Source organism: Streptomyces sp. NRRL S-118, assembly GCF_000716335.1.
Classification (GTDB): Bacteria; Actinomycetota; Actinomycetes; order Streptomycetales; family Streptomycetaceae; genus Streptomyces.
Genome location: NZ_KL591019.1, coordinates 63502 through 85096 on the forward strand (window position 1 = coordinate 63502; position 21595 = coordinate 85096).

The 21595-nt window shown below is 73.6% G+C and carries 21 protein-coding genes; 7 read left to right on the plus strand and 14 right to left on the minus strand.

The genetic code is table 11. The features are described from left to right. The first annotated feature begins 123 nt into the window (after positions 1–123). Positions 124–1752 carry an adenosine deaminase family protein gene (locus IH00_RS0126950; RefSeq protein WP_031078018.1) on the plus strand — a complete coding sequence of 543 codons (1629 nt, stop codon included), beginning with the start codon at positions 124–126 and terminating at the stop codon, positions 1750–1752. 98 nt (positions 1753–1850) lie between these two features. Here the strand turns inward: IH00_RS0126950 and IH00_RS0126955 are convergent, their stop codons facing one another. Together IH00_RS0126955 and IH00_RS0126960 are read right to left on the minus strand one after the other, a co-directional pair. After that, positions 1851–2786: a sensor histidine kinase gene (locus IH00_RS0126955; RefSeq protein ID WP_031078023.1), complete on the minus strand. Its 936-nt coding sequence runs from the start codon at positions 2784–2786 to the stop codon at positions 1851–1853. Then, entirely contained in the window at positions 2783–3148 is a 366-nt protein-coding gene (locus IH00_RS0126960; RefSeq protein WP_234334973.1) for an STAS domain-containing protein, read from the minus strand. Before IH00_RS0126960 ends, IH00_RS0126955 begins: the two co-directional genes overlap by 4 nt. Before the next feature lie 439 nt (positions 3149–3587). On the opposite strand from IH00_RS0126960, the gene IH00_RS45495 reads away from it, so the two are divergent. Together IH00_RS45495 and IH00_RS45300 are read left to right on the plus strand one after the other, a co-directional pair. Further along, entirely contained in the window at positions 3588–3809 is a 222-nt protein-coding gene (locus tag IH00_RS45495; protein WP_052411670.1) for a hypothetical protein, read from the plus strand. A 290-nt stretch (positions 3810–4099) separates the two neighbouring features. After that, positions 4100–4750 carry a hypothetical protein gene (locus IH00_RS45300; protein WP_324615804.1) on the plus strand — a complete coding sequence of 217 codons (651 nt, stop codon included), beginning with the start codon at positions 4100–4102 and terminating at the stop codon, positions 4748–4750. Positions 4751–4901: 151 nt separating this feature from the next. On the opposite strand, the gene IH00_RS40590 is transcribed toward IH00_RS45300, so the two are convergent. From IH00_RS40590 to IH00_RS0126980, 3 genes are all read right to left on the minus strand, one after another. Further along, the gene (locus IH00_RS40590; protein ID WP_078887989.1) at positions 4902–5165 is read right to left on the minus strand and encodes a hypothetical protein; all 264 of its coding nucleotides are present in this window, start codon (positions 5163–5165) and stop codon (positions 4902–4904) included. Beyond that, positions 5138–5377 carry a transposase gene (locus tag IH00_RS45500; RefSeq protein WP_078887990.1) on the minus strand — a complete coding sequence of 80 codons (240 nt, stop codon included), beginning with the start codon at positions 5375–5377 and terminating at the stop codon, positions 5138–5140. Before IH00_RS45500 ends, IH00_RS40590 begins: the two co-directional genes overlap by 28 nt. Positions 5378–5453: 76 nt before the next feature. Beyond that, on the minus strand, positions 5454–6329 hold the full coding sequence (locus IH00_RS0126980; RefSeq protein ID WP_031078029.1) for a LysR family transcriptional regulator: 876 nt from the start codon (positions 6327–6329) through the stop codon (positions 5454–5456). A 71-nt stretch (positions 6330–6400) separates the two neighbouring features. Between IH00_RS0126980 and IH00_RS0126985 the strand changes: the two genes are divergently transcribed. Next, entirely contained in the window at positions 6401–6769 is a 369-nt protein-coding gene (locus IH00_RS0126985; RefSeq protein WP_031078031.1) for a nuclear transport factor 2 family protein, read from the plus strand. A gap of 46 nt (positions 6770–6815) precedes the next feature. Here the strand turns inward: IH00_RS0126985 and IH00_RS0126990 are convergent, their stop codons facing one another. Then, the gene (locus IH00_RS0126990) at positions 6816–7694 is read right to left on the minus strand and encodes a hypothetical protein (RefSeq protein ID WP_031078033.1); all 879 of its coding nucleotides are present in this window, start codon (positions 7692–7694) and stop codon (positions 6816–6818) included. Next, positions 7691–8215, minus strand: a complete 525-nt coding sequence (locus IH00_RS0126995) for a hypothetical protein (RefSeq protein WP_158827945.1) — start codon at positions 8213–8215, stop codon at positions 7691–7693. The genes IH00_RS0126990 and IH00_RS0126995 overlap by 4 nt, the downstream gene beginning before the upstream one ends. 146 nt (positions 8216–8361) lie before the next feature. Between IH00_RS0126995 and IH00_RS44320 the strand changes: the two genes are divergently transcribed. After that, positions 8362–12294 (plus strand): CHAT domain-containing protein, encoded by a 3933-nt coding sequence (locus IH00_RS44320; RefSeq protein WP_039947459.1) that lies wholly within the window; start codon positions 8362–8364, stop codon positions 12292–12294. 64 nt (positions 12295–12358) lie between these two features. On the opposite strand, the gene IH00_RS0127005 is transcribed toward IH00_RS44320, so the two are convergent. Beyond that, the gene (locus IH00_RS0127005) at positions 12359–14416 is read right to left on the minus strand and encodes a phosphocholine-specific phospholipase C (protein ID WP_031078040.1); all 2058 of its coding nucleotides are present in this window, start codon (positions 14414–14416) and stop codon (positions 12359–12361) included. Between the two features lie 527 nt (positions 14417–14943). Between IH00_RS0127005 and IH00_RS0127010 the strand changes: the two genes are divergently transcribed. Continuing rightward, positions 14944–15408 (plus strand): Crp/Fnr family transcriptional regulator, encoded by a 465-nt coding sequence (locus IH00_RS0127010; RefSeq protein WP_031078042.1) that lies wholly within the window; start codon positions 14944–14946, stop codon positions 15406–15408. Positions 15409–15417: 9 nt separating this feature from the next. Here the strand turns inward: IH00_RS0127010 and IH00_RS0127015 are convergent, their stop codons facing one another. Together IH00_RS0127015 and IH00_RS0127020 are read right to left on the minus strand one after the other, a co-directional pair. Next, a complete protein-coding gene (locus tag IH00_RS0127015; RefSeq protein ID WP_031078044.1) occupies positions 15418–16314 on the minus strand; it encodes a ketopantoate reductase family protein in 897 nt (298 codons plus the stop codon). Positions 16315–16684: 370 nt separating this feature from the next. Continuing rightward, the gene (locus IH00_RS0127020) at positions 16685–17776 is read right to left on the minus strand and encodes a glutamate--cysteine ligase 2 (protein ID WP_031078047.1); all 1092 of its coding nucleotides are present in this window, start codon (positions 17774–17776) and stop codon (positions 16685–16687) included. Between the two features lie 149 nt (positions 17777–17925). On the opposite strand from IH00_RS0127020, the gene IH00_RS0127025 reads away from it, so the two are divergent. Beyond that, on the plus strand, positions 17926–18669 hold the full coding sequence (locus IH00_RS0127025; protein WP_031078049.1) for a restriction endonuclease: 744 nt from the start codon (positions 17926–17928) through the stop codon (positions 18667–18669). A gap of 358 nt (positions 18670–19027) precedes the next feature. On the opposite strand, the gene IH00_RS0127030 is transcribed toward IH00_RS0127025, so the two are convergent. From IH00_RS0127030 to IH00_RS0127045, 4 genes are all read right to left on the minus strand, one after another. Further along, positions 19028–19354 carry a luciferase domain-containing protein gene (locus tag IH00_RS0127030; RefSeq protein ID WP_031078052.1) on the minus strand — a complete coding sequence of 109 codons (327 nt, stop codon included), beginning with the start codon at positions 19352–19354 and terminating at the stop codon, positions 19028–19030. A 113-nt stretch (positions 19355–19467) separates the two neighbouring features. Next, entirely contained in the window at positions 19468–20322 is an 855-nt protein-coding gene (locus IH00_RS0127035) for an RNA polymerase sigma factor SigF (RefSeq protein WP_031078054.1), read from the minus strand. Between the two features lie 147 nt (positions 20323–20469). Further along, the gene (locus tag IH00_RS0127040) at positions 20470–20832 is read right to left on the minus strand and encodes an STAS domain-containing protein (protein WP_031078055.1); all 363 of its coding nucleotides are present in this window, start codon (positions 20830–20832) and stop codon (positions 20470–20472) included. Between the two features lie 128 nt (positions 20833–20960). Further along, positions 20961–21470, minus strand: a complete 510-nt coding sequence (locus IH00_RS0127045) for a MarR family winged helix-turn-helix transcriptional regulator (protein WP_052411671.1) — start codon at positions 21468–21470, stop codon at positions 20961–20963. Positions 21471–21595: the final 125 nt, after the last annotated feature.

Sequence of the window (21595 nt, forward strand, 5' to 3'; positions counted from 1 at the left end):
GCCGGGCGCCCGGGGTGCGGACCGGCGCACGAGAGGAGCGCGTACTGATCCGGACGGGTGACCACCGGTGTACACGCCGTCGGCCCGGTGCTCTTCCGCGGACCCGGTGGCGATCATGCGACGGTGATCATTCAACGCCACTCCTCCTCCCGCCGGCGCGCCGTGCCGGTGGTCGGCCTCGCGGTGGCCGGCCTGCTGTCGTCGCCGTCCGCCCCGCCCGCCGCCGCCCAGGGCGCGTCGGCGCCCTCCACGCCCGCATCCGCCTCCGCCCACCGGCCGGTGACCCCGGCGGAGGCGCGGACAGCGGCCCATCTGGAGGCCGTCCGCCATCGGCCCGCCCCCCTGCGGGCGTTCCTCCGGAACCTGCCCAAGGGCGGCGACCTGCACAACCACCTCTCCGGTGCCGTCTCCACCGAGTACCTGATCCGGCTCGCCGGGGAGGACGGTCTGTGCATCGACGAGGAGTCGATGACCGCGGTGGCCCCGCCCTGCGGGCCCGGCAGGCGCCCGGCGGCCGACGCCGCGGCCGATCCCGCGTTCCACCGGGCGCTGCTGCGGGCGTGGTCCATGGAGGACTTCCCCGCGGGGGAGTCGGGGCACGACCACTTCTTCGCCACCTTCGGCAGGTTCGGCGAGGTGACCTGGCGTCACCGCGGCAAGCTGCTGGCCGAGGTGGCCGGCACGGCGGCCGCGCACAACCAGTCGTACCTGGAGACCATGGTCTCCCCCGCGTCGGACGCGGTGAAGAAGCTCGCCGACGAGGTCGGCTGGGACCCCGACCTCGCCGAGCTGCACGACAGGCTGGTGGCCGGGGGCAAGCTCGACCGGCTGGTGGCCGAGGCCCGTACGGAGGCCGACGAGGCGGACGCCGAGTTCCGCGCGGAGGCGCGCTGCGGCAGCGCCCGGCCCGCTCCCGCCTGCCGCGTGACCGTCCGGTGGATCTCCCAGGTGTCGCGCGGGGCCTCGCCCGAGCGGGTGTTCGCCCAGATGGCGCTCGGCCTGCGCCTCGCCGAGCGCGACCCGCGGTTCGTGGCGGTCAATCTGGTGCAGCCGGAGGACTGGGACAGCTCGCTGCGGAACTACCGCCTCCACATGCGGATGCTGGCCCATCTGCACCGGGTCTACCCGCGCGCGCATCTCACCCTGCACGCGGGTGAGCTGGTGCCGGGTCTGGTCAAGCCGGAGGACCTGACCTTCCACATCGACGAGGCGGTGAACGTGGCCGGCGCGGAGCGCATCGGCCACGGGGTCGACCTGGTCCACGAGAACGACTGGCAGCGGCTCGCCCGCACGATGGCGGCCCGCGAGGTGGCCGTCGAGGTGCCCTTCACCAGCAACGCCCAGATCCTCGGGGTCCGCGGCGCGGACCACCCGTTCTCCCGGTACCGGGAGCACGGCGTGCCGGTGGTGCTGTCCACGGACGACCCCGGCGTCTCCCGTACCGACATCAGCCGCGAGTACGAGTACGCCGCCACGACGTACGGTCTCGGCTACCCGGAGCTGAAGGACCTGGCGCGCGCCTCGCTGGAGTACGCCTTCCTGCCCGGGCGCAGCCTGTGGCGCGGCAACCCCACGCGCGAGGGCTACCGTCCCGTCGCGGAGTGCGGGAGCGTGCCGGCCGCGGGCGCGTCGGCCGGCACGGCCTGCCTGGAGCTGCTGGCCTCGAGCCCCAAGGCGGCCCTCCAGTGGCGGCAGGAGGCCGCCTTCACCGTGTTCGAGCGGACGTTCCGGGGCGCCACCGCCGGGAAGTGACCCCGGGTGCACGCCGGGCGCCGCACCGACGATCCGGGAGCGGCACCGACGATCCGGAGGCGAGCCGTCAGGAGGCGCCGGCGATCAGGGGCGAGCCGTCAGGAGGCGCCGAGGTAGAACCGGATCGTGGTGCCGTCGGTGCCGGTGTGGAGCCGCACCAGGTCGGAGAGATGGTGCACGAGCATGAGTCCGCGGCCGCCGGGCCGGTGCGGGGGCGGAGGCCGCCGCCCGGCCAGTGGGTCGGTCAGCCGTCCGGCGTCGTGGACCTCGCAGACCACCTGACCGCCCTCGGCCCAGATCCGCAGGGTCCCGTGGCCGGCGCCGTGGATGACGCTGTTGGTGGTCAGCTCGGCGACGGCCAGGGCCAGGTCCTGCAGCCGTATGGCGGTGAGGCCCAGTCGCTGCCCCTGCTCGACGGCGAAGTGCCGCACATCGGGGAGCTCCTGGGCGGCGAAGTCGTACGCCGCGGCGCCGGACGGGGTCGGGAGGGCCGTGTTGTAGCGGGCGACGACCTTGTCGGGGTCGTAGGCGGTGGAGACCGTTTCGCGGGACTCCTCCACGATGACGGGATGGGTCGCCAGCGCGTCGGCGAGCACCTGCTCGTCGAGTCCGTCGGCGTCGTACGGACAGAGGATCGTCACGTCCCGTCCGGCGAAGGCCATGTTGATCAGTGCCTCGTGCTGGACGCAGGCCGGATACTCCAGCTCCGTGCGCCCGGCCCAGATGGGCTCGCCGATGATACGGACCCGGCCGGGCCGCTGGGCGTCGGCGAAGGCCCGCAGCACGCCGGGAATGATGCGGCCGGGGTTGCGGCCCGCCTGCGTCATGTCGACGAAACGGACGGCTCGCGCGTCGTCGCCCAGCGCGCCCCGGATCGTCTCCAGCCGGGCGGGCGGGGCGGCGACGGCGACCGGCTCGCCGGCGGCCAGGCCGTCCAGGATGAAGGGAACCGTTCCCGCCACGTACTGCTGATCGCCTCGGTAGAACAGCGCCGGGTGGACGAACGGATCGTCGATGGTGACCTCGCTCGTCACGACGCCACCTCGATCTCGGACAGTCCGGGCCAGAAGAGTTCCAGTATGCGGGGAACCTGCGGCGGGGGGTGGTGCAGAACGATCCGCCGACCGGACGTGAGAGCCTGCGCGGTCAGCACCAGATCCGTCATGCCGGCGACGTCGACGAACGTCACCTGCGACAGATCGGCGTGACAGGCCTCCCCTGGCTGCCGCACAAGCTCCTCCAGCACCGTATGCCAAGCGGCGCGCGTCAGGGCGCTCATCTCCCCGATCAAGCGCACCCCGGGCCGGTCCGGCATCGGGTACGCCTCCAACGAGGCCCCTTCCGCCGACATCGTGCCGCCGTCCGCTCCACCGGCGGGTCGGCCCTTCATGTTCATTCTCCGAACCGTACCCCCCTGGTCCGACGATGAGGAACGCCGGTCGGGTGTCACGGCCGTGGAGACGCGTCCTGTCGATCGGACGCCCGGTGCACCGTAGACCATTCACGCGAACGAGTCACAGGCGGCTGCGCCGCACGGCCGAGTGCCACGGCCGAGCCGGGCGGCGCGACGGCTCGCCGGGCGGCGCCCGGGACGCCCTGGCTGTTCGTCAATCAGCTGTCCCCCTGGTCGTGGACCCGAAGCCCTTCCCCGACGAGCGGGAGGAGATGCCGGCCGTCGGCATGGGGGCGTGTGCACCCGCACCATCCAGGTGAAGAGCTGCGGCGGCCCGGCACCGACGTACGGCCGCCGCTCCGGCGGTACTTCGATCCGTACGCGCGGGCCATGACGGCGGCCGTGGCCGGCCGGCTAGGCGGCCGGACGCGCGCTGATCAATGTGCACTCGTACCCGGCGCGCCGGCTGCCGTACGAGCTCCACGGCGACGGCCCGCGTCCCCCGGTCCGCGTCGGAACGGACGCCTTCCGCACCCCCGCCGCCCCGCGCGACGCGGCGTTCGCGGCGTTCGCGGGCTTCGGCGGCACCGGGCTCGACAGTCCGTTCGCGGGGACGGGTACCACTGCGGTACTACGGGACGCGACCCGAGGGTCCGCACGCTGATGGCGGAGATCGGCGGGGCCTGTACACGGGAGACGGCGGACAGTCCTCGGCCGCAGGGCTGGACGCGCTGTCGGAGGCGCTGGCCGAGCCGGTCGCGCGGCCCCGGCGGACCGGAGCGCGTCCGCCGGGGCTGCGGCGCGGCGGACAGCGATGCCGAGGCGTGGCACGCGGCACGGGCGGGCCGTCGTACGAGCGGCCGGAAAGAGCGTTGCCGCGGCCGGTGGGCATCCGCTGCCCTGAGGTGACGAGTGGGTGGCGCCCGGATCGGGGCCGACAGCGAGGAGGTGGCCGTGATCACTGTCCCGCGATGCACGACCGGCGCGGAGGCCGCGCCCCGGACGTACTCCGCCCACGTGGTGTGCGCGTCCGTGTTCCTGGGCTCGGCCGGGCTCCTGCCGCTGCTCGGCGCGACGGGTGAGCTCCACCACCCCGCCGCCGCCTTCCCCGCCTACTGCGCGCTCGCCGCCGCCGCGAGCCTCCGTGCCAGCGCCCGGTTCGCGCCGCTCAGCGCCCTGCTGTGCTGGCTCTTCTACGACGGTTTCGTCGTCCACCAGCAGGGCGAACTGACCTGGGACGGCTCCGCCGACGTCCGCCGCCTGGGCCTGCTCCTCGCGGCCGCGGTGCTCGGCACCGCGGCGGGGTGGGCGGGCCGGGCACTCGCGGCCCGTCCGGCGGCCGGCGCATCGCTGGCGCGGGGCGCGGGGGTGCGTCACGCTGGAGGCATGAGCGACCACGCCGGACCTCCGATGGTCGTCTCCGGTGTCATGCCGGGCGACCCGCCGTTCCGCATGGTCGAGGTGGACGGCGAACCCGTGGGGATCGCGCGGGACCTGTCGGACGTGGTCCGGCTCGCGCGCCAGGTGGGTCTGAAGCATGTGGACCTCGACGATCCGGCGTTCGTGCGCTGGGTCGGCGGCGGCAAGTACCACTGGAACCCCTGACCACCGCTGCATGACGAGGTCGTGCGCGGCGGGCGGTGGGGCGCGTCCGCAGGAGCGACGGGTCGCCGGGACGACGGGCCGCCGGGGGCCGGTCCAGGGCGCGTATCTGGTCGTGATCGATGGATGGTCCGGGTGAGGTCCTTGAGCCAGATCATCGAGGCGTGGAGGTGGAGTCCGGCGCGGTAGCTGTCCGGGCTCTTGTCGTACCGGGTGGCGATGCCTCGCCAGGCGACCTGGCCTTGTCCGCCTCGGCGTCAGACTTCCCCAAAGCGGTGAGGACGTCCTCGTCCAGGTGCATGCCAGCAGCGTCGTGATGGGCCCGCGCGGTGGTGGAGTCGATGCTGACGAGGGACAGGTTCACCTCGCCCCGCTTCGCGGCTTCCGCGATCAGGCCCTCGAGGAGGGCCTCGAGCACGCAGGCTCGCGCCACTGCCGGCAGCGGTTATCTACGGTCGACCGGGCACCGAACTCCGCCGGCATCTCACATCCTTGCCCGCCCGTCCTCAACCGCCGGATCACGCCTTCGAACTGCTGCCGCAGCCGCTCGGGGCAGGGCCCGTATCGGCCGACCGGCAGGTACGGGCATATGAACTCCCCCTCTGCATCCGCCAATCGCGCTCGCGTCACGCAGCCCGGCTCACCGGATCAAGCTCCAGCGGGAGAGCAGGTCCCGCGGAGTGATCAGAACTCGGCACATGCGTACCTAGCCGGCTTGCAGAGCGACGAGGAGCCTGGTTCGCAGCAGCTCTACGGCTGGAGAGTGCTGGCCTCGGCGCGTGATGAGTCCGAGCCGGGCGTGCGTGGCGGCGTCCGTGAGCGGGACAGTCCGCAGGCCGGTGCCCTGTGCGGAGGAGGCGCTGAGAACGGCGGCGCCAGCACCGCGCTCAGCGAGGCGGAGCAGGGCGACCGGGGAACTGGCGTCGATGTCCACGCGTGGGTCGAGGCCGATCCTGTGGCAGGAGTCCTCGTAGGCGGCGCGAATGCCGGTGCCCGGGGAGAGGCAGAGGATCTTCTCACCCCAGAGGTCGGCGAGGCGAAGTTCCGTCCGGTCGAGAGGGTGCCCGGCCGGGACGACGGTGGTGATCGGCTCGTCGATGACGATGCCGACCTCCAGGCCTGGGGCGACGTCGCCCGCGTAGCCGATGAGGGCCAGGTCGAGAGAGCTGGAGAGGACTTGGGTCTGGAGGTCGTCGGAGTAGCCCTCGTGAAGGCTGAGCTCGATGCCGGGGTGGGTGCGTCCGATATCGGCGACGGTGTCGAGGAAGGCCGGGATCGAGCAGCCCATGATCATGCCGAGACGGACCCGGCCGCGGACGGCATCGGCGAACTCGGCGGCGGTGTGCTGGATGGCCTCCACAGTAGCGAGGGCGTTCTTCGCAAGAGGGAGAACGGCCTCGCCGACCGGGGTGAGGCGGATTCGACGGCCGGAGCGGTCGAGCAGTTGCTGGCCCAGTTCAAGCTCCAGCTTGGCCACTTGGGTGCTGATGCCGGACTGGCTGACGTGCAGGCGACGGGCGGCGGCGGTGAAGGTGCCCTCGTCCATGACCGCGGCGAAGTAGCGCAGCTGGTGTATCTCCATATCCAGCGATGATAGACGCTATCTCATCTATCTGTTGGACGGATGGATTGGGCTGGTTGGAGGATGGAGGCATGAACACGACGAAGACTGCGCGAGAGCTTGCCGAGACCTACTTCACCGCCTGGGAGGAGGGTGACTTCGAAGCCTTGCGGGGGTTGCTGGCCGAGGATGTCGACTTCGTCGGAGCGCTGGGAACGGCGTCGGGGGTTGAGGAGGCGCTCGCTGGATTGAAGGGGCTCGGTCAGGTTCTGGAGAAGATCGACGTCAAAGTGCGGGTGACGGAAGGCGATGAAGTGATCACCTGGTTCGACCTGCACTCACGCGTTGCGCCGCCTACAGCGACGGCGAACTGGATGCATGTGGAGGACGGGAAGGTCACCCGGATCCGGGTGACCTTCGACCCCCGTGGACTGCTGGCGGGATTCGAGAGGCAGGACTGAACGGGGACGACTCGGGCACCACGTTGATCACGACTCGATACGCGCCCTAGTCGCCCTTGCGGAACAGCTGCGACATGCGCTCACCCGTTTCCTGCCGCAACGGCCCGGGGGCCTCGTCCATGCCGGTCAGGCGCGCGAGGTCGCGGCCGTGGACGTCCGCGGCGGCCTCGATCAGACCGGCCAGCGCGTCGACGGCCTCGCGACCGCGCGACCGGGCGACCAGGCCGGTGGCGACCGCGACCGCCGCCGCGGGCCACCACCACACGGCGAGGACGGCGTACCCCACCGCCCACGCCGCGAGGCGCGCCGCGGCGGTGAAGGAGGCGCGGGACGATTCGAGCTGCCGCTGCGCGGGTTCCGGCAGCACCAGCCACAGGCGCGGCCAGAGGGCCGCGAGGTCCAGGCCGTAGGCGGCGTCGACGCGTTCGGCCGCGGCCTGCATGCGGTCGCCGCACCAGGTGGGCCGGGTGGGCGCCACCGGGGCGATGCGGTCGCGGACCCGGTAGCGGCGCTCGATCTCCGCGTCCGGCACCCGGACGTCCCTGATCGCCTCGACGCGCTCGTCCTCCGCCCTGCGCCAGCGCGCCCGCCGGCGGCGCACCGACGCGCGGGAGACGGGATCGGCCGCGTCCCGCAACCAGAACCGTTCGATCGCGACTCCCGTGAACTGCGCGGCCAGCGTGGCCGCCGAGGAGAGCAGCAGGGCGACCGCCACGAGCAGCGCGGCCGTGCCGGGCCGGTCGGCGGCCGGGCGGCCGGCCAGGGCGTCCATGCCCGCGCGCAGCCGGTCCAGGTCGTGCCAGTGGGCGTGGCCGAGGGCGGCGCCGGCCGCGGCGACGCCGAGGAACAGCGCGCCGGGCAGGATGAGTTGGTTCAGCCAGCGCTCGGTGAGCTTGCCGCCGAGGGTCGTCAGGAGGGCGTTCATGCGTCGCGGCGGAGCTGTTCCCGGCGCATGCGGACTCCGTTGACCGCGCACCGCGGGGCCGGCCGGAGGTCCGGCGCCGGTTCGCGCCGGGCACAGGGCACCGCACCCGGGCAGCGCGCCACCTTGATCACCCGGCGGATGCCGGGCGGGGTCGTCGCGGCACCGCGGGAGCGGCCTCCCAGACCGCGGGCGTCGCCCGCTCTGCGCAGCTCCTCGTCCAACGCGCGGAAGGCGGCCAGGAGTACCGTCCCGCCGCCGCCCACCGTCAGCAGGGACCGGGTGTGCTCCACGGCGGCGCGCACCTCGGGGACCGCGGTCACGGATCCGTCCCGCTCGGTGAGCAGGAGGCACAAGGCCGCGGTGTACGCGGCGAGTTCCTCACCCTGTCCCGCCGGTCCGGCCCCCGGACCGCTCCCCTGCCCGCCCTGTCCGCCCTGCCCGGCCTGCCCGGCCTGTCCGTCCTGCACCGTCCGCCGGGCCTGCTCGGCTGCTTGCGCTCGCTGCGCCTCCGGTTCTGCCATGAGCGCAAGTCTGTCGCACCTGCGCACGACGGGACACACGATCGAGGAGGATGGGGAGGGTGACGGGGACGGGGAGCTCGGGACAGCGGCCCGGAGGGCCGGGCGGTGACCGTGACGGGTGGCTCGGCGCGGTCCGGGAGCGGCTCGTGCGGGCCACCGAACACCAGGACGCCGACGCCCTGTTCGCGCCGGAGGCGGACGGCGCGCTGCGCGGGCTGCTGAGCAGTACCGACCTGCGGACGGACCTGGAGGCGCGGCACGCCGCCGGGTGGCTCTACTGGTGCCGTGCCGGGGCGCTCGGCGAGGGACGGGGCGGTGAGGAGGGGGCCGCGGCCGGGATGCTGCTGCTCCCGGTGTGGGCCGCGGACCCCGCCTCCGTACCGGAACCGCTGGCCGACCGGTACGCGGCGGACGTCCGGCCGGAGACCGTCGAGGCGGACGGGCCGCCGGAGTGGTCGGCGCTCTGCGTGGCCGCCACGATCGCGACCGGACGGGTCGATCCGGCCGGTGCCGGTGCCTCCCCCTTCCTGCGTGGTGCGCACGAACTGGCCGCCCGGCTCACGGCGTCGGGGAAGGAGCCGCGGGAACTGCTGACCACGGGCACCGCCGCCGGGGCCCTGGCGTTCATGGCGACCCGGCCGGACGACCCCGCGTACCCCACGCGCGCCTCCGACCTGGCCGGCCTCCTCGCCGCCGCCGCCCGCACGCTGGGTGACCGGCACGCCCTGGACCTGGCCGTGACCTTCACCCACCACGCGCTGAAGCGCACTCCGGCCGGCGCGGACCGCCTCGCGACGCTCGGCAACCTCGGCCTGCTGCTGTGCGAGCGCTTCGAGGAGGGGGGCGACCCCGAGGACCTCCAGGAGGCGATCGGCATCGCCCGGGACGCGGTGGAGCAGGCGGGTGAGGGGCATCCCCGGTACGGCGGGTACCTCAGCTCGCTCGGGTACGCACTGCGGCTGCGCCTGTTGCGGGAGGGCGGGACGCTCGAGGACCACGACGAGGTGGTCGACCTGTTCCGCAGGGCGGCGCCCCGGGATCCCAGGGGACCGGGGCCCGGGTACGGGAACCTGGGCAGCGCCCTCCTCCAGCGCTACCAGCACACGGGCGCGCCGCAGGACCTGGAGGAGGCCGCGGGCGTCCTGACGCGGGCGGCCGCGGAAGCCTGGCCGGACCCGGCGGAGCGGACCGGAGTCCTCAACACGCAGGGGAGCGCCCTGCGCATGCGTGCGGCGCGGACCGGCAGACCGGAGGAACTGGACGCGGCTCTCGTGCACCTGCGGGAGGTCCTGGCGGACACACCGCGGGTCACGCGGCGGACGGCCGGCCGCCTGGTCAACCCCGCGCTCGCGCTCCAGGCGCGGTACGAGCGGGACGGTGTCGCCGCGGACGCGGAGGAGGCGGTCCGGCTGCTGCGCACGGCCGTCGCCGTGCTGCCCGTGGGGCATCCCGAGCGCGCTGTCGCGCTGGACAACCTCGGGCGTGTGCTGCACGTCCGGTACGGGCGCACCGGGCGGGCCGAGGAACTGGAGGAAGCGGTACGCGCCCTGCGGGAGGCGGTGGAGGCCACACCCGCCGGCCACGACATGCTCGGCGCGCGGCTGCTCAACCTGGGCGGCGCGCTGACCGCCCGCTACCACCTCACCGGTGACAGCTCCGATCTGCGCGAGGCTCTCGGCAGCAGGCACAGGGCCGCCGAGCTGCCCGGCCTGGCACCCGCCGCCCGTGCCGCGGTCCTCGGCGCCACCGGGGGGACGCTGCTCCAGTACGCGGACCGGAACCCGGACCGGGCCGGGGCCGCCGGGACCGAGGATGCGGTGGCGTATCTGCGCTCCGCCCTGGAGCTGACGCCGCCCGGCGACAGCCTGCTGCCCCGGCGCCGGCTCAATCTGGCGATCGCGCTGGTCCGGCGTGCCGAGCAGCCGGGTCGCCGCAAGGACCTCCGGGAGGCGCGGCGCCTGGCGGAGGCGGCCCTTGCCGCGCTGCCCGAGGGGTCACCGGACTGGGCCTCCTGCGCGTCGGTCCTCGCGGGAGTGCGGGCGCAGGGCCTGACCGGCCTGAGGCCGGCGTCCGGCCTCGCGGAGGTGACAGGTCTCCTCCGGGCGGCGGCGGACGCCACCCCGCCCGGGCACCCGGCACGGACGCGGCGGCTGATACGTCTCGGTGCCGCGCTGCGCGCCCGCCACGAGCGCACGCGCGACCCGGCCGATCTCGCGGCGGCGGCGGAGGCGTTCGACGTGGCGGCACGTGAGGAGCAGTGCCCGGCGCCCGAACGGCTGGACGCGGCGCGGGAGTGGGGCCGGGCATGGGCGGACCAGGGCCGCTTCGACCTGGCCCTGGAGGGATTCACCCTCGCGGTGGACCTGCTGCCGTCCCTGGCACCGCGCCGGCTCCTGCGGGACGACCAGGAGTTCCGGCTCGGCCGGGCGGTCGGACTGGGCGCCGAGGCCGCGGCCTGCGCCCACCGGTGCGGTGACCCGGGGCTCGCGGTGCGGCTGCTGGAGCAGGCGCGCGGGGTGCTGCTGGCGCAGGCCTTCGATGCCGACAGCGATCTGACCCGGCTGCGGGCGGCGGCGCCCGAACTCGCCGACCGCTTCGAGGCACTGCGGGAGGACCTCGACGCGATGTCGAGCGGCGAGGACTTCACACCTGAGGACGGCTCGGCAGGGGCGGCCCCGGCCGGACCGGGGGCACGCGGCTCGGGGGACGCCGGACCGCGACCGGACGCCTCGGGGGACGCCGGACCGCGACCGGACGCCTCGGGGGACGCCGGACCGCGACCGGACGCCTCGGGGGACGCCGGACCGCGACCGGACGCCTCGGAGGGCGCCGGGCCCGGGCCGGAGCTCGCGGGCCACACGGGGCCCGGGCCGGCGGGTGCGGAGTTCCGGCGCCGCGCCGCCACCGCGTGGCAGGAGTTGCTGGAGGAGATCCGCTCACGCCACCCGGAGCTGCGGCTCTTCCGCCCCGTGCGGGAGTGGGACGTGTCGGAGCTGCGGGCGGGCGCCGAGGCCGGTCCCGTGGTCCTCATCGCCGTGTCCGCGTACGGCAGTTGCGCCCTGGTGATCACGATAAGTGCCATCGAAGCCGTGCCCCTGCACCGAGCGACCCCGGAGGCCGCCGCGGAGCGGAACGCGGTCTTCCAGGACGCCCTCGCCCTCCTGGGTGCGCCGGACTGCACGCACCGGCAGGCGCTGCGCGCTCAGGCGGTCGTACGGGACGTGCTGGCGTGGCTGTGGTCGGCGGTCACCGGGCCCGTCCTGCGACACCTCGGGCTCCACCGGCCACCCGCGCCCGGCGCCGCCCGGCCGCGGCTGTGGTGGTCCGCCGGAAGCTCGCTCGGCGCGCTGCCGCTGCACGCCGCCGCGCCCGATGACGGGTCGCCCGGCGCGCTGGACCTGGTGGTGTCCTCGTACGTTCCCACCCTGCGGGCCCTGCGCCACGCCCGCGCCCGCGTGGCCGCGCCCGCCCCGGAGGACACCGGCCTGCTGATCGTCGCCGTGCCCGACCCCGAGGGGCTGCCCCGGCTCCCGGAAGCCCGCCGCGAGGCCGAGTGGCTCGCCGGGGCGCTGCCCGGGGCCCGGATGCTCAGTGATCACCGGGCCACCGGGGAGGCGGTCGGGGCGCGGTTGCGGGAGCACGCGTACGTGCACTTCGCCTGCCACGCCATGGGGGATCCGCTGCGCCCGTCGGGCAACCGGCTGGTCCTGCACGACCATGCCGAGCGGCCCCTGACCGTCCGCGACGTGGCCCGGCTGCGGCTGCCGGACGCCCGGCTGGCCTACTTGTCCGCCTGCGACACCCTGCGGACCGGCCCCACGCTCGCGGACGAGTCGGTGAGCATCGTCAGCGCCTTCCAGATGGCGGGCTTCCCGCACGTCATCGGTGCGCTGTGGCCCGTGGACGACGCGGTCGGGGCGCGGATCGCCCGCACCGTCTACGGCTCCCTGCACACCGGGGACGGCGGCCTGCGGGTCACGAGCACGGCCGAGGCCCTGCACACCGCCGTCCGTGAGGTCCGCGCCGACTACCCGGCCACCCCCAGCCTCTGGGCCTGCCTGGTCCACGCGGGCGCCTGACCCCGCGCGGGCCCGCCGAGGCCGGACAGGGCGCGGGCGCCGGTGCGGACGAGCCCGGGCCCGGTCAGGTGGTGAGGATTCCCGGGTCGGACAGGCCGGGGGCGCCGGTCTCGACGTGGCCGGCGAAACGGCGCAGGAAGTCGGGCGTGGACGAGGTGACCGTCACGTCGTACCAGTTGCGGCACGCCCGCAGGTCGACGGTGAGGGTGACGGTGGCGCCCTTGGGGACCGTGAAGGTCCGCGGGCCGCCCGCGTAGGCGTTGGTGACGGTGAGCTGCGCGTCGCCACTGCCGGTGTGCGTGCACGTCAGGTCGAGGTTTCCGGTGGTGGCGTTGTGGCGCGCGGTGACCTCGGGACCGGCGGTCCTGCCGGGGTTGCGGAAGCGGCGCAGGAAGCCGTTGGGTCCGTGGACGGTGAGGTCCGTGACGCCCTTGGAGTACCGCGTGTTCCAGGTGTCGGAGATCGACTTGCCGGCCTCGGCGGTGTACGTCCAGGGCGCGTCGGTGCGGTTCGCCGCGGTGACGTAGAAGTGGGCGCCGGCCGCCGGGCCGCCGCTGAAGGTGAGCCGGTACGTGCCGGCGCCGGTGTCGGCGAGGCCGTCGACGTACGGGGCGTACTTCAGCGGGCGGGTGGGCTTGCCGCCGGGCTCCTGCCGGGGCATGGTGCCGACGGCCGGGGCGGTGGGCCGGAAGTCGGGGTGGCGCTCGCGGTCGGGCGGGTAGTACCCGTCGGTGGGCGGCAGGTCCGCGGGCGCCGTCTGGGTCCGCGCGAAGTCGAACGCGGAGGTCAGATCGCCGCAGACGGCACGCCGCCAGGGCGAGATGTTGGGTTCCTTCACACCGAAGCGGCGCTCCATGAACCGGATGATCGAGGTGTGGTCGAAGGTCTCCGAGCAGGTGTAGCCGCCGGTGCTCCAGGGCGAGACGACGATCATGGGGACACGGGGCCCGAGCCCGTAGGGCCCCGCCACGTAGCCGGTCCTGCCGGGGAAGTAGTCGAGCGTCGTGGGGGTCGTGGACAGGCCCTGCGCGGTGCCGGACGGCACGTACGGCGGCACGATGTGGTCGAAGAAGCCGTCGTTCTCGTCGTACGTGATGAACAGGGCCGTACGGGCCCACACGTCCGGGTTCGAGGTCAGCGCGTCGAGAACCTGGGCGATGTACCAGGCGCCGTAGTTGGACGGCCAGTTGGAGTGCTCCGAGAAGGCCTCCGGTGCGGCGATCCAGGAGACCCGGGGCAGGCGGCCGGCCTGGACGTCGGCGCGGAGCACGTCGAAGAAGCCGTCGCCCTTCCTGGCGTCGGTGCCGGTGCGGGCCTTGTCGTACAGGGGGTTGCCGGGCTGGGCGTTGCGGTAGGCGTTGAAGTAGAGCAGGGAGTTGTCGCCGTAGTTGCCGCGGTAGGCGTCGTCGATCCAGCCCCAGTGGCCGGCGGCGTCGAGGCCGTCACCGATGTCCTGGTAGATCTTCCAGGAGATCCCGGCCGCCTCCAGGCGCTCGGGGTAGGTGGTCCAGCCGTACCCGGCCTCGGCGTTGTTGAGGACGGGGCCGCCACCCGTGCCGTCGTTGCCGGTGTGTCCGGTCCACATGTAGTAGCGGTTCGGGTCCGTGGAGCCGATGAAGGAGCAGTGGTACGCGTCGCAGACGGTGAAGGAGTCGGCGAGCGCGTAGTGGAAGGGGATGTCGTCCCGCGTGAGGTACGCCATGGTGGTGGCCGTCTTCGCGGGCACCCACTGGTCGTACCTGCCCTTGTTGAACGCCTTCTGGCCACCGGCCCAGTCGTGGTTGAGCCCCTGCAGGAATTCCATGCCGAGGTCCTCGCCCGCGGGGCGGAACGGCAGCGTCACCTTGTTGGTGCCGTCCGCCTGGTGCCAGACCGGCTTGCCGCTCGGGAGCGTGACGGGGCGCGGGTCGCCGAATCCCCGTACGCCCTTCATCGCTCCGAAGTAGTGGTCGAAGGAACGATTCTCCTGCATCAGCACGACGATGTGCTCGACGTCCTGGATGGTTCCGGTACCACCCTGGGCGGGGATGGCGGCGGCCCGGGCGATGCTGTCCGACAGCATGGTGAGGGCGGCCGTACCACCGGCGAGTTGGAGGAAGCGGCGACGGTTGAGTTCTGCCATGGGGTGTGTGGACCTCTGCGTCTGAAGGTGGCGAGGGGCGCCCCAAGGACAGCGTGCGCGGGGGATCGCCCGGCGGACGTTCCATGACTGCCCGGCGTACGCCGGGCGAACGCCCTGCGTCGCGGGGCGGTTTCGGCCGGCGAAGCCTGCGCACCGCGGGCGCTGCGGGTCACCGCGGCACCTCGCGTCCCCGCAGCCCCACCGGTTCCACGAGCCTCACGTCCCCGCAGCCCCACCGGTTCCACGAGCCTCACGGCACCTCGCGTCCCCGCAGCCCCACGCACCTCGGGGGCCCGCGCAGCCCCTCGGGTTTCGCAGGCCCACACGCCTCAGGGGGCCGTGGCGGCACCGCGCGCTCCGTCACGCCCGCGCCGTTGGCACGCACCCGGGACGCGCACGGGGGAAGCGCGCCGGGGGCCGGGCCCGCTCACGTCGCGGGCCTCCCTCCTCGAAGGGGACGACGGCTCTACTGGTACACGGACGGCCGTGCGGTGAGACTGGGAGAGGAGCTCACACCGGAGGCCGCCATGAGCACTCTTTCTCCCATCCGGATGACCGCCGCCCTTCCGGCGGAGCACCGCGAACGGCTGATGGGCCTCGCCCGCGAGATGAACTTCACCGAGGGTGATCGTCTGTTCGACGAGGGGGCCCGGGCCGATCGCTTCTGGATCGTCCGCTCAGGCACCGTCACCCTCGACATCCAGGTGCCGGGCGGGCGGGCCGTGGCGATCGACACCCTGGATCACGGCGAGCTGGTCGGGTGGTCGTGGCTCTTCCCCCCGTACACCTGGCAGCTCGGTGCGGAGGCCATGACACCCCTGCGGACGAACGAGTTCGACGCGGTGGCGGTGCGCACGATGATGGAGGCCGACCCGGCGTTCGGCTTCTCGATCGGGCACTGGGTGGGCCGCGTGCTCGCCACCCGGCTCCAAGCGGCCCGTGTCCGGCTCCTCGACCTGTACGCACCGCACGGCAGCGGCGCCACACCGTGAGCGGAGTGCTCAGCCGCCCGCCAGCTCCGCGACGAGCCGCCCGGCGAGCGGCACCTCCACACCGTGCCGCTCGGCGCTGCGCAGGAGTGCCCCGCCGATGGCGTCGAGCTCCAGCGGGCGCCCGGCCTCGGCGTCGCGTTGCATGGACGACTTGGTGGCGGCCGGGAAGGAGTCGTAGCGGGCGAGGATCCCGGCCGCGTCGGCCGGCACCCCGCAGGCCCGGCTGACGGCGGCGGCCTCCTCGACGAGGCGGACCAGTTCCTCCCTGCGCCCGGTCCGCGTCTCGCCGATGGTCAGCCCGTAGCGGGTGGTGAGCAGAGCGAAGGGGGCGAGGAAGGCCAGTTTGGCCCAGAGGACGGCGGTCTCGTCGCCCCCGACCGTGGTCCGTGCACCGGCGTCCGTGAGCATCTTGGCCAGCGGCCCGAGGTCCTGCCCTGTCCCGGCCAGGTCGATCTCGACGAACGGACTGCCGTGCTCGATGACCCCGGGAGCGGTCCGGGTGGACTCCACACGGATCACGCCCGGCACGACCTGCTGTGCGCCGTAGCGTGCCCGCAGGACGTCCGGGTGCTCGATGCCGTTCAGCAGCGGGAGGACCCGCGCGTCGCCGAGCCGCTCGGGCGCAACGCGCTCCGCCGCCGCATCGAGCGCGGTCGCCTTGACCGCGACGACGCACAGGTCGGCGGGCTCGCGCAGCTCGGTGTCGGCCTCCACAACGGCGGTGAAGTCGCCGAAGTGGCGGCTGCGCACCTGGAGGCCGTTCCGCCGCAGCACGTGCGCGGTCTCCTGGCCCGCCACGCAGATCACCCGGTGTCCGGCACGGGAGAGCAGCGCGGCCAGCAGGCCGCCCACGCCGCCGGGCCCGAGCACGGCCACGGTCCACCGGCCGGAGGCAGGGACGGGCACAGGAGCAGGGGCGGGGGCGGGGGCGGGGGCAGGGGCTTCTGAACGCGGGGTGTGCGGCACGCTGATGCCATCCTTCCGGAGGACCGGTCCGGTGGGCGAACCGGCCGGGTACGACGGGTCGGCCCCCGAGGTGCCCGCGCCGTCGTCCCGCCTCCCAAGCCGGAACGCGCCACGGCGCCGGGGCACCACGGGTGGCCGCCCTGGTCCGATGATCATCAGCGATGCGGAAACGCCCCGTCAATGCCTTACGTACTGACGTCAGCACGTCAGCACGTCAGCACGTCAGCACGTCAGCACGCCCGCACGTCAGCACGTCAGCACGCCCGCGCGTCAGCACGTCAGATGCTGAACCCCCGCGCGATCGCCCGCGTCAGCCGAGCGTGCGGCGCACGCACTCGGTGACCACGTCGTGCAGGCTGCCGGTGTTGCACAGCAGCTCCCGCTGGACGCGGGCGCCGGTCCCCGACTTGAGCAGACCGGCCAGCGTCTCCTGGGCGGGCATCACGTCACCGGTGTCCTCCAAGGCGTCGCGCACGTGGTCGAAGAGGGCGCGCACCACGGCCTCGGCCGGGGCCGGCCGCATCGTGACGGGGTGGATGAGCTGGTCCTCCAGCCCCGACCGGGCGGCGCGCCACGCTGCCAGCCGCAGCAGCGCCACCCCGTGCCGCGCGGGGGGCTCGCCGTCGCGCCATTGCCTGGCGGCCGTCTCCACCAGGCCCCTGATCAGCGTGGCCAGCAGCACGGTGGTGGACGGGTCCAGGCACACGTCGGCGACCCGGATCTCGACCGTGGGGTACGAGTGGGACAGCCGGGCGTCGAAGTAGACCATCCCCTCGTCCCTGAGCACCCCGCTCGCCACCATGTCCGCCACCTGCTCGTGGTACCGGTCGGCGGAGCCGAACACCTCCACCGGTCCCGCCGACGGCCAGCGGCCCCATACCCGGTTGCGGTAGCTGCTGTAGCCGCTGTCCTCGCCCTGCCAGAACGGCGAGTTCGTACTCATCGCCAGCAGGACCGGCAGCCAGGGCCTGATGCGGTCCAGCACCGCCACGCCCTCCTCGTCCGACTCCACCGAGACATGGACGTGACAGCCGCACGTCAGCTGCTCCTGGGCGGTGAGCCCGAAGTGCTCCTTGAGCCACTGGTGGCGTTCGCCGCTCCCGATGGTGGGGCTCACCTCCAGGGGCGACGTCCCGAGGGCCGCGACGGACGCGTCCAGCTCCTCGGCGTGTCGCGCCGCCTCCGCCCGCCACCGCCGGATCTCGTCCTCCAGGTCGCCCATGTCCGTCTGCGGCCTCGTGGCGAACTCCAGCTGCTGGCGCTGCAGTTCGCTCTCGAAGACCTCCCCGGCGCCCTGCGGGTCCCGGGACGCCGCCGCGAGGACCGCCGCCGACAGGGCGCGGGGTTCCCCGGTCCGGCTGTCCACCAGGAGCAGCTCCTCCTCGACACCCACACTGCGCACGTCAACCACCCTCTCTTCCACAACAGCCCCCGTGATGCCGCTCGCATGCCCCCGATCCGGCCCCGCACGCCTGAAGTGCCGCAGCCGGTGAACGGGGCATACGGGCTGACACAAGATCGTCCGTAGCCCGTGAGGGAGAGGATCCACCCATGGCGATATCCGCCCGCAGGCCGCGCCCCGACCGTCCCGTGGGCCCCGACCACCCGGCGGGCCCGTCCCCCCGGCGCCCGCGTTTCAGCCTGCGCGACACCGTGCTGGGGTTCGGACTGGTGGCGATCCTGCTCTGCGGTACCGGGATGACCGCACGGGCGGCCGTCAGGGACACGGCCGACGTCCCTGCCGCCGCGCTGGCCCTGGCGGGAACGCTGGCGGTGGTGGCCGCTCTGGTGCGTTTCGGTCTGCGCCGCCGTGCCGGGACGGCCGGGCCCCTCCTGCCGGCGGCCGCGGAAGCGGTCGCGGACCCGGAGGCCCCCCCGTACGCGGCACTCGACTACACGGCCATGGACCCGGCCGCCTTCGAGAAGGCCGTGGCGGAACTGTGCGTACGGGACGGCTGCCTGGAGGTCGAGGTCGTCGGCGGCGCCGGAGACCTGGGCGCGGACGTCCTGGCGACCACGCCGGACGGGCGGCGTGTCGTCGTCCAGTGCAAGGCCTACGCACCCGACCACAAGGTGGGCTCCCAGGACCTCCAGCGCTTCGGCGGGACGTGCTTCGCCGTGCACGGCGCCCATGTGGCCGCCGTGGTCACCACGAGCGAGTTCACCGAGCCCGCCCTCCAGTACGCCGAACAGTGCGGCATCCTCTGCATGGACGGGCACGGCCTCGACGCCTGGACGCGCGGCACCGGGCCGGCGCCGTGGCACCTCGCGCCGCTCCCCGCGGAGGAGCACTGAGGCCGGCGGCTCCCCGGTCCGGGAGGGCCGTTCCAGCAGGCCGGGCCGGGAGCGCGCGTCCACGGCCGGCGTGCACCGCGGGCCGCCCTCGCCCGTCGGCGTGGGCGGGGGAAGCCGCTGTCCAGCGGCGGCACGAGAGGTCGACACCGTCAGCCACCCCAGGCCGCCACCGGCCACTCCACCGGCCACTCACCAGCCACCCACCGGCCTCCACCAGCCGCCCACCCTGCCTCCACCAGCCTCCACCGGCACCCACCGCGTGCCCCGGCGTGAGGGCGATGCGACGGCGCACCGGCGACGACACGCCGAAAAGCCGTCCCGCGGTGAGCGGGACGGCGTCGGCAGGAGCGAACGGCGTTCAGTCGGCGGCGCGTTCCGCGGCGAGGAGCGCCGCGCTGACGAGTGTGGCGAGGAGATCGATGTCCGAGCCCGTCTCGAGCCTGACGGCCACCCAGCCCGTGGGGGCCGGGCCCAGGTTCACCGCGGTCGACGTCCGCAGCGCGGGGCGGAGCCGCTCGATCATGGCGGTCGTGAGATGCACCTGAGCGGTGTTGCCGCCCGGGAAGCGCACTATCTCCCTGCCACCCGCGCACAGACCGGGCGCGGGGCGCTCGCAGCATGCACTGCCCCGGGTGAGCACCGACCATTGAGCCAGACGAGCGTCGGCGTGTTCAGCCAGATCCATGAGGCTCAGCCTGCCCGACCCCGGGCGGCCTGCACAGCCCTCGGAATCGTCTTTCCAGGGCCATTGCACCGCCGGGGCCGGGGCACATGTTTTCGGCCGTCATGGCGCGGGGGTCAGCGCGTGCTGAGCATCCCCTCACGCAGCTTCTTCAGCGCCCGGGAGAGCAGCCGGGAGACATGCATCTGCGAGCAGCCGAGGCGTTCGCCGATCTGCGACTGGGTCAGCTCCTCCACGAAGCGGAGGTGGATGATGCGCCGGTCGCGCTCGTCGAGTTCGGCGATCATCGGCGCGAGCGTCTGGAAGTCCTCGACGAGCTCGAGCGCCGGGTCCTCCGCACCGATGAAGTTGGCCAGCGCCGCTTCGCCGTCCTCGCTGTCGCTGTTGATGGCGGCGTCGAGGGAGCTGGACCGGTACGCGTTCGACGCGAGACGGGCCTCGATGACCTCCTCCTCGGAGAGGCTCATCAGCTCCGCCAGCTCCTTGACCGTGGGGGTGCGGCCCAGGCGCGTGCGCAGCTCCTCGGTGGCGCGGGCCAGTTCGACACGTGCCTCCTGCAGACGCCGCGGGACGTGGACCGCCCAGGAGGTGTCGCGGAAGAAGCGCTTGATCTCGCCGACGATGTACGGAACCGCGAACGTGGTGAACTCCACCTCGCGGGAGATCTCGAAGCGGTCGATGGCCTTGATGAGGCCGATCATGCCGACCTGGACGATGTCCTCCATCTCGTCCGCCCCGCGGCTGCGGAACCGGCCTGCGGCGTACCGGACGAGCGACATGTTCATCTCGATGAGCGTGTTCCGCACGTCCTGGTACTCGTGCGTGCCTTCCTCCAGCTCGGCGAGCCGGTCGAAGAAGACCTTCGACATCGCCCGCGCGTCCTGGGGCGCCACACTCCGAGGGGCGGGCACCTCCGGCAACTGAGCGACTTCCTGCTCCACACCGGACCGGTCAAGCGCCCTCGCCGTCATGTCTCGTCCCTCCCTTTCATCGGCAAGCCCCGTCCTGTCCGCTCGGGGCTCGTTGGGCCGCGCATACCCGGCACTGCGCCATGCATGCATCGGATCTTACGAATGTGCCGAGCCGTGTGCGCGCGGATGCGACGGCGGCTCGGCAGGTCAGGGCCCTACGGGGTCGGCCCCGACGGCCTGCGCCACGCCGGCGTAGACGGGCAGCACGCCTTCCAGCCCGGTCAGCGCGAAGAGGCGGCGTACGAACTCGGACGGGGAGGCGAGCCGCAACCGGACTCCGAGCTCCCCGTGGGCCAGCAGGAGGACGTTGATCATCGTGGAGTCCGCGAAGGAGACCTCGGAGAGGTCCAGTACGAGCGGGTCCGCGTGTGCGGCGGCGTCCTGGAGCACGACACGCAAGGGCTGGACGGTGTCCAGATCCGCTTCCCCGGAGAGCACGACGACGCGTGCGCCGGCCTCCGTCCGTTCGGTGATCTGCAGGATGGGCTCGGCAGGATGGGGAGTGTGCACAAGCCAACGATAGAAGCGACTGTTGCCGTTTGACAACATTCTCCCTATGACAACAGTCTGTGCCTCGTCGTATCGCAACGCCTGCGCTGGGGAGGCGTATCGCCGAGAAAGCGGGCCCGGAGATGAAGCTAGGCGCTTTCGGCCGCGGAGGGACCGTCCGGCGCGTCCTCCTCGCCCAGCGTCTCCACCTGCCGTGCCGCCGCGCGGAAGGCGATCAGCCCTTCGGCGAGCGCGCCGACCGCTGCGGGTTCCATGTGGGCGAGGACGGCCAGCACCTCCCGCGCCCGGGCCGCGCGCAGTTCGGCGAGCACGGCGTGACCCTGCCTGCTCAGCCGCAGCTCGACCTCACGGCGGCTGGTGGCGCTGGGTTCGCGGGTGACCAGGCCCATCGCCTCCAGACGGTCGCACAGCCGGGACACCGAGGAGCTGCGGGAGTGCAGTGCGTCGCTCAGGGTGCGCAGGTTAGTACCGTCGCGCCGTTCGAGAACCAGCAGGGCCCGTAGCTGGGACGGCGAGACCGGTCCGGAGGGCACCGACTCCTGGCCTCGTCCCAGCACCACCTCGAGGAGTTCGGCGGCCGCGCAGACGTCCGCCGCCACTTGCTCATGGCGGCGCGACGGACTGGTGAAGCGGGGCACCGATCCACTCTGTCACCCGGCGGCGCCGTTTGTCAGCCCGGGCGGCGCCGGGTACCACGACCGTCCCCCACACCTTCATGATCGTCACACAACTCTCATAGGAAGGCTCCACCTCACCGTGACCT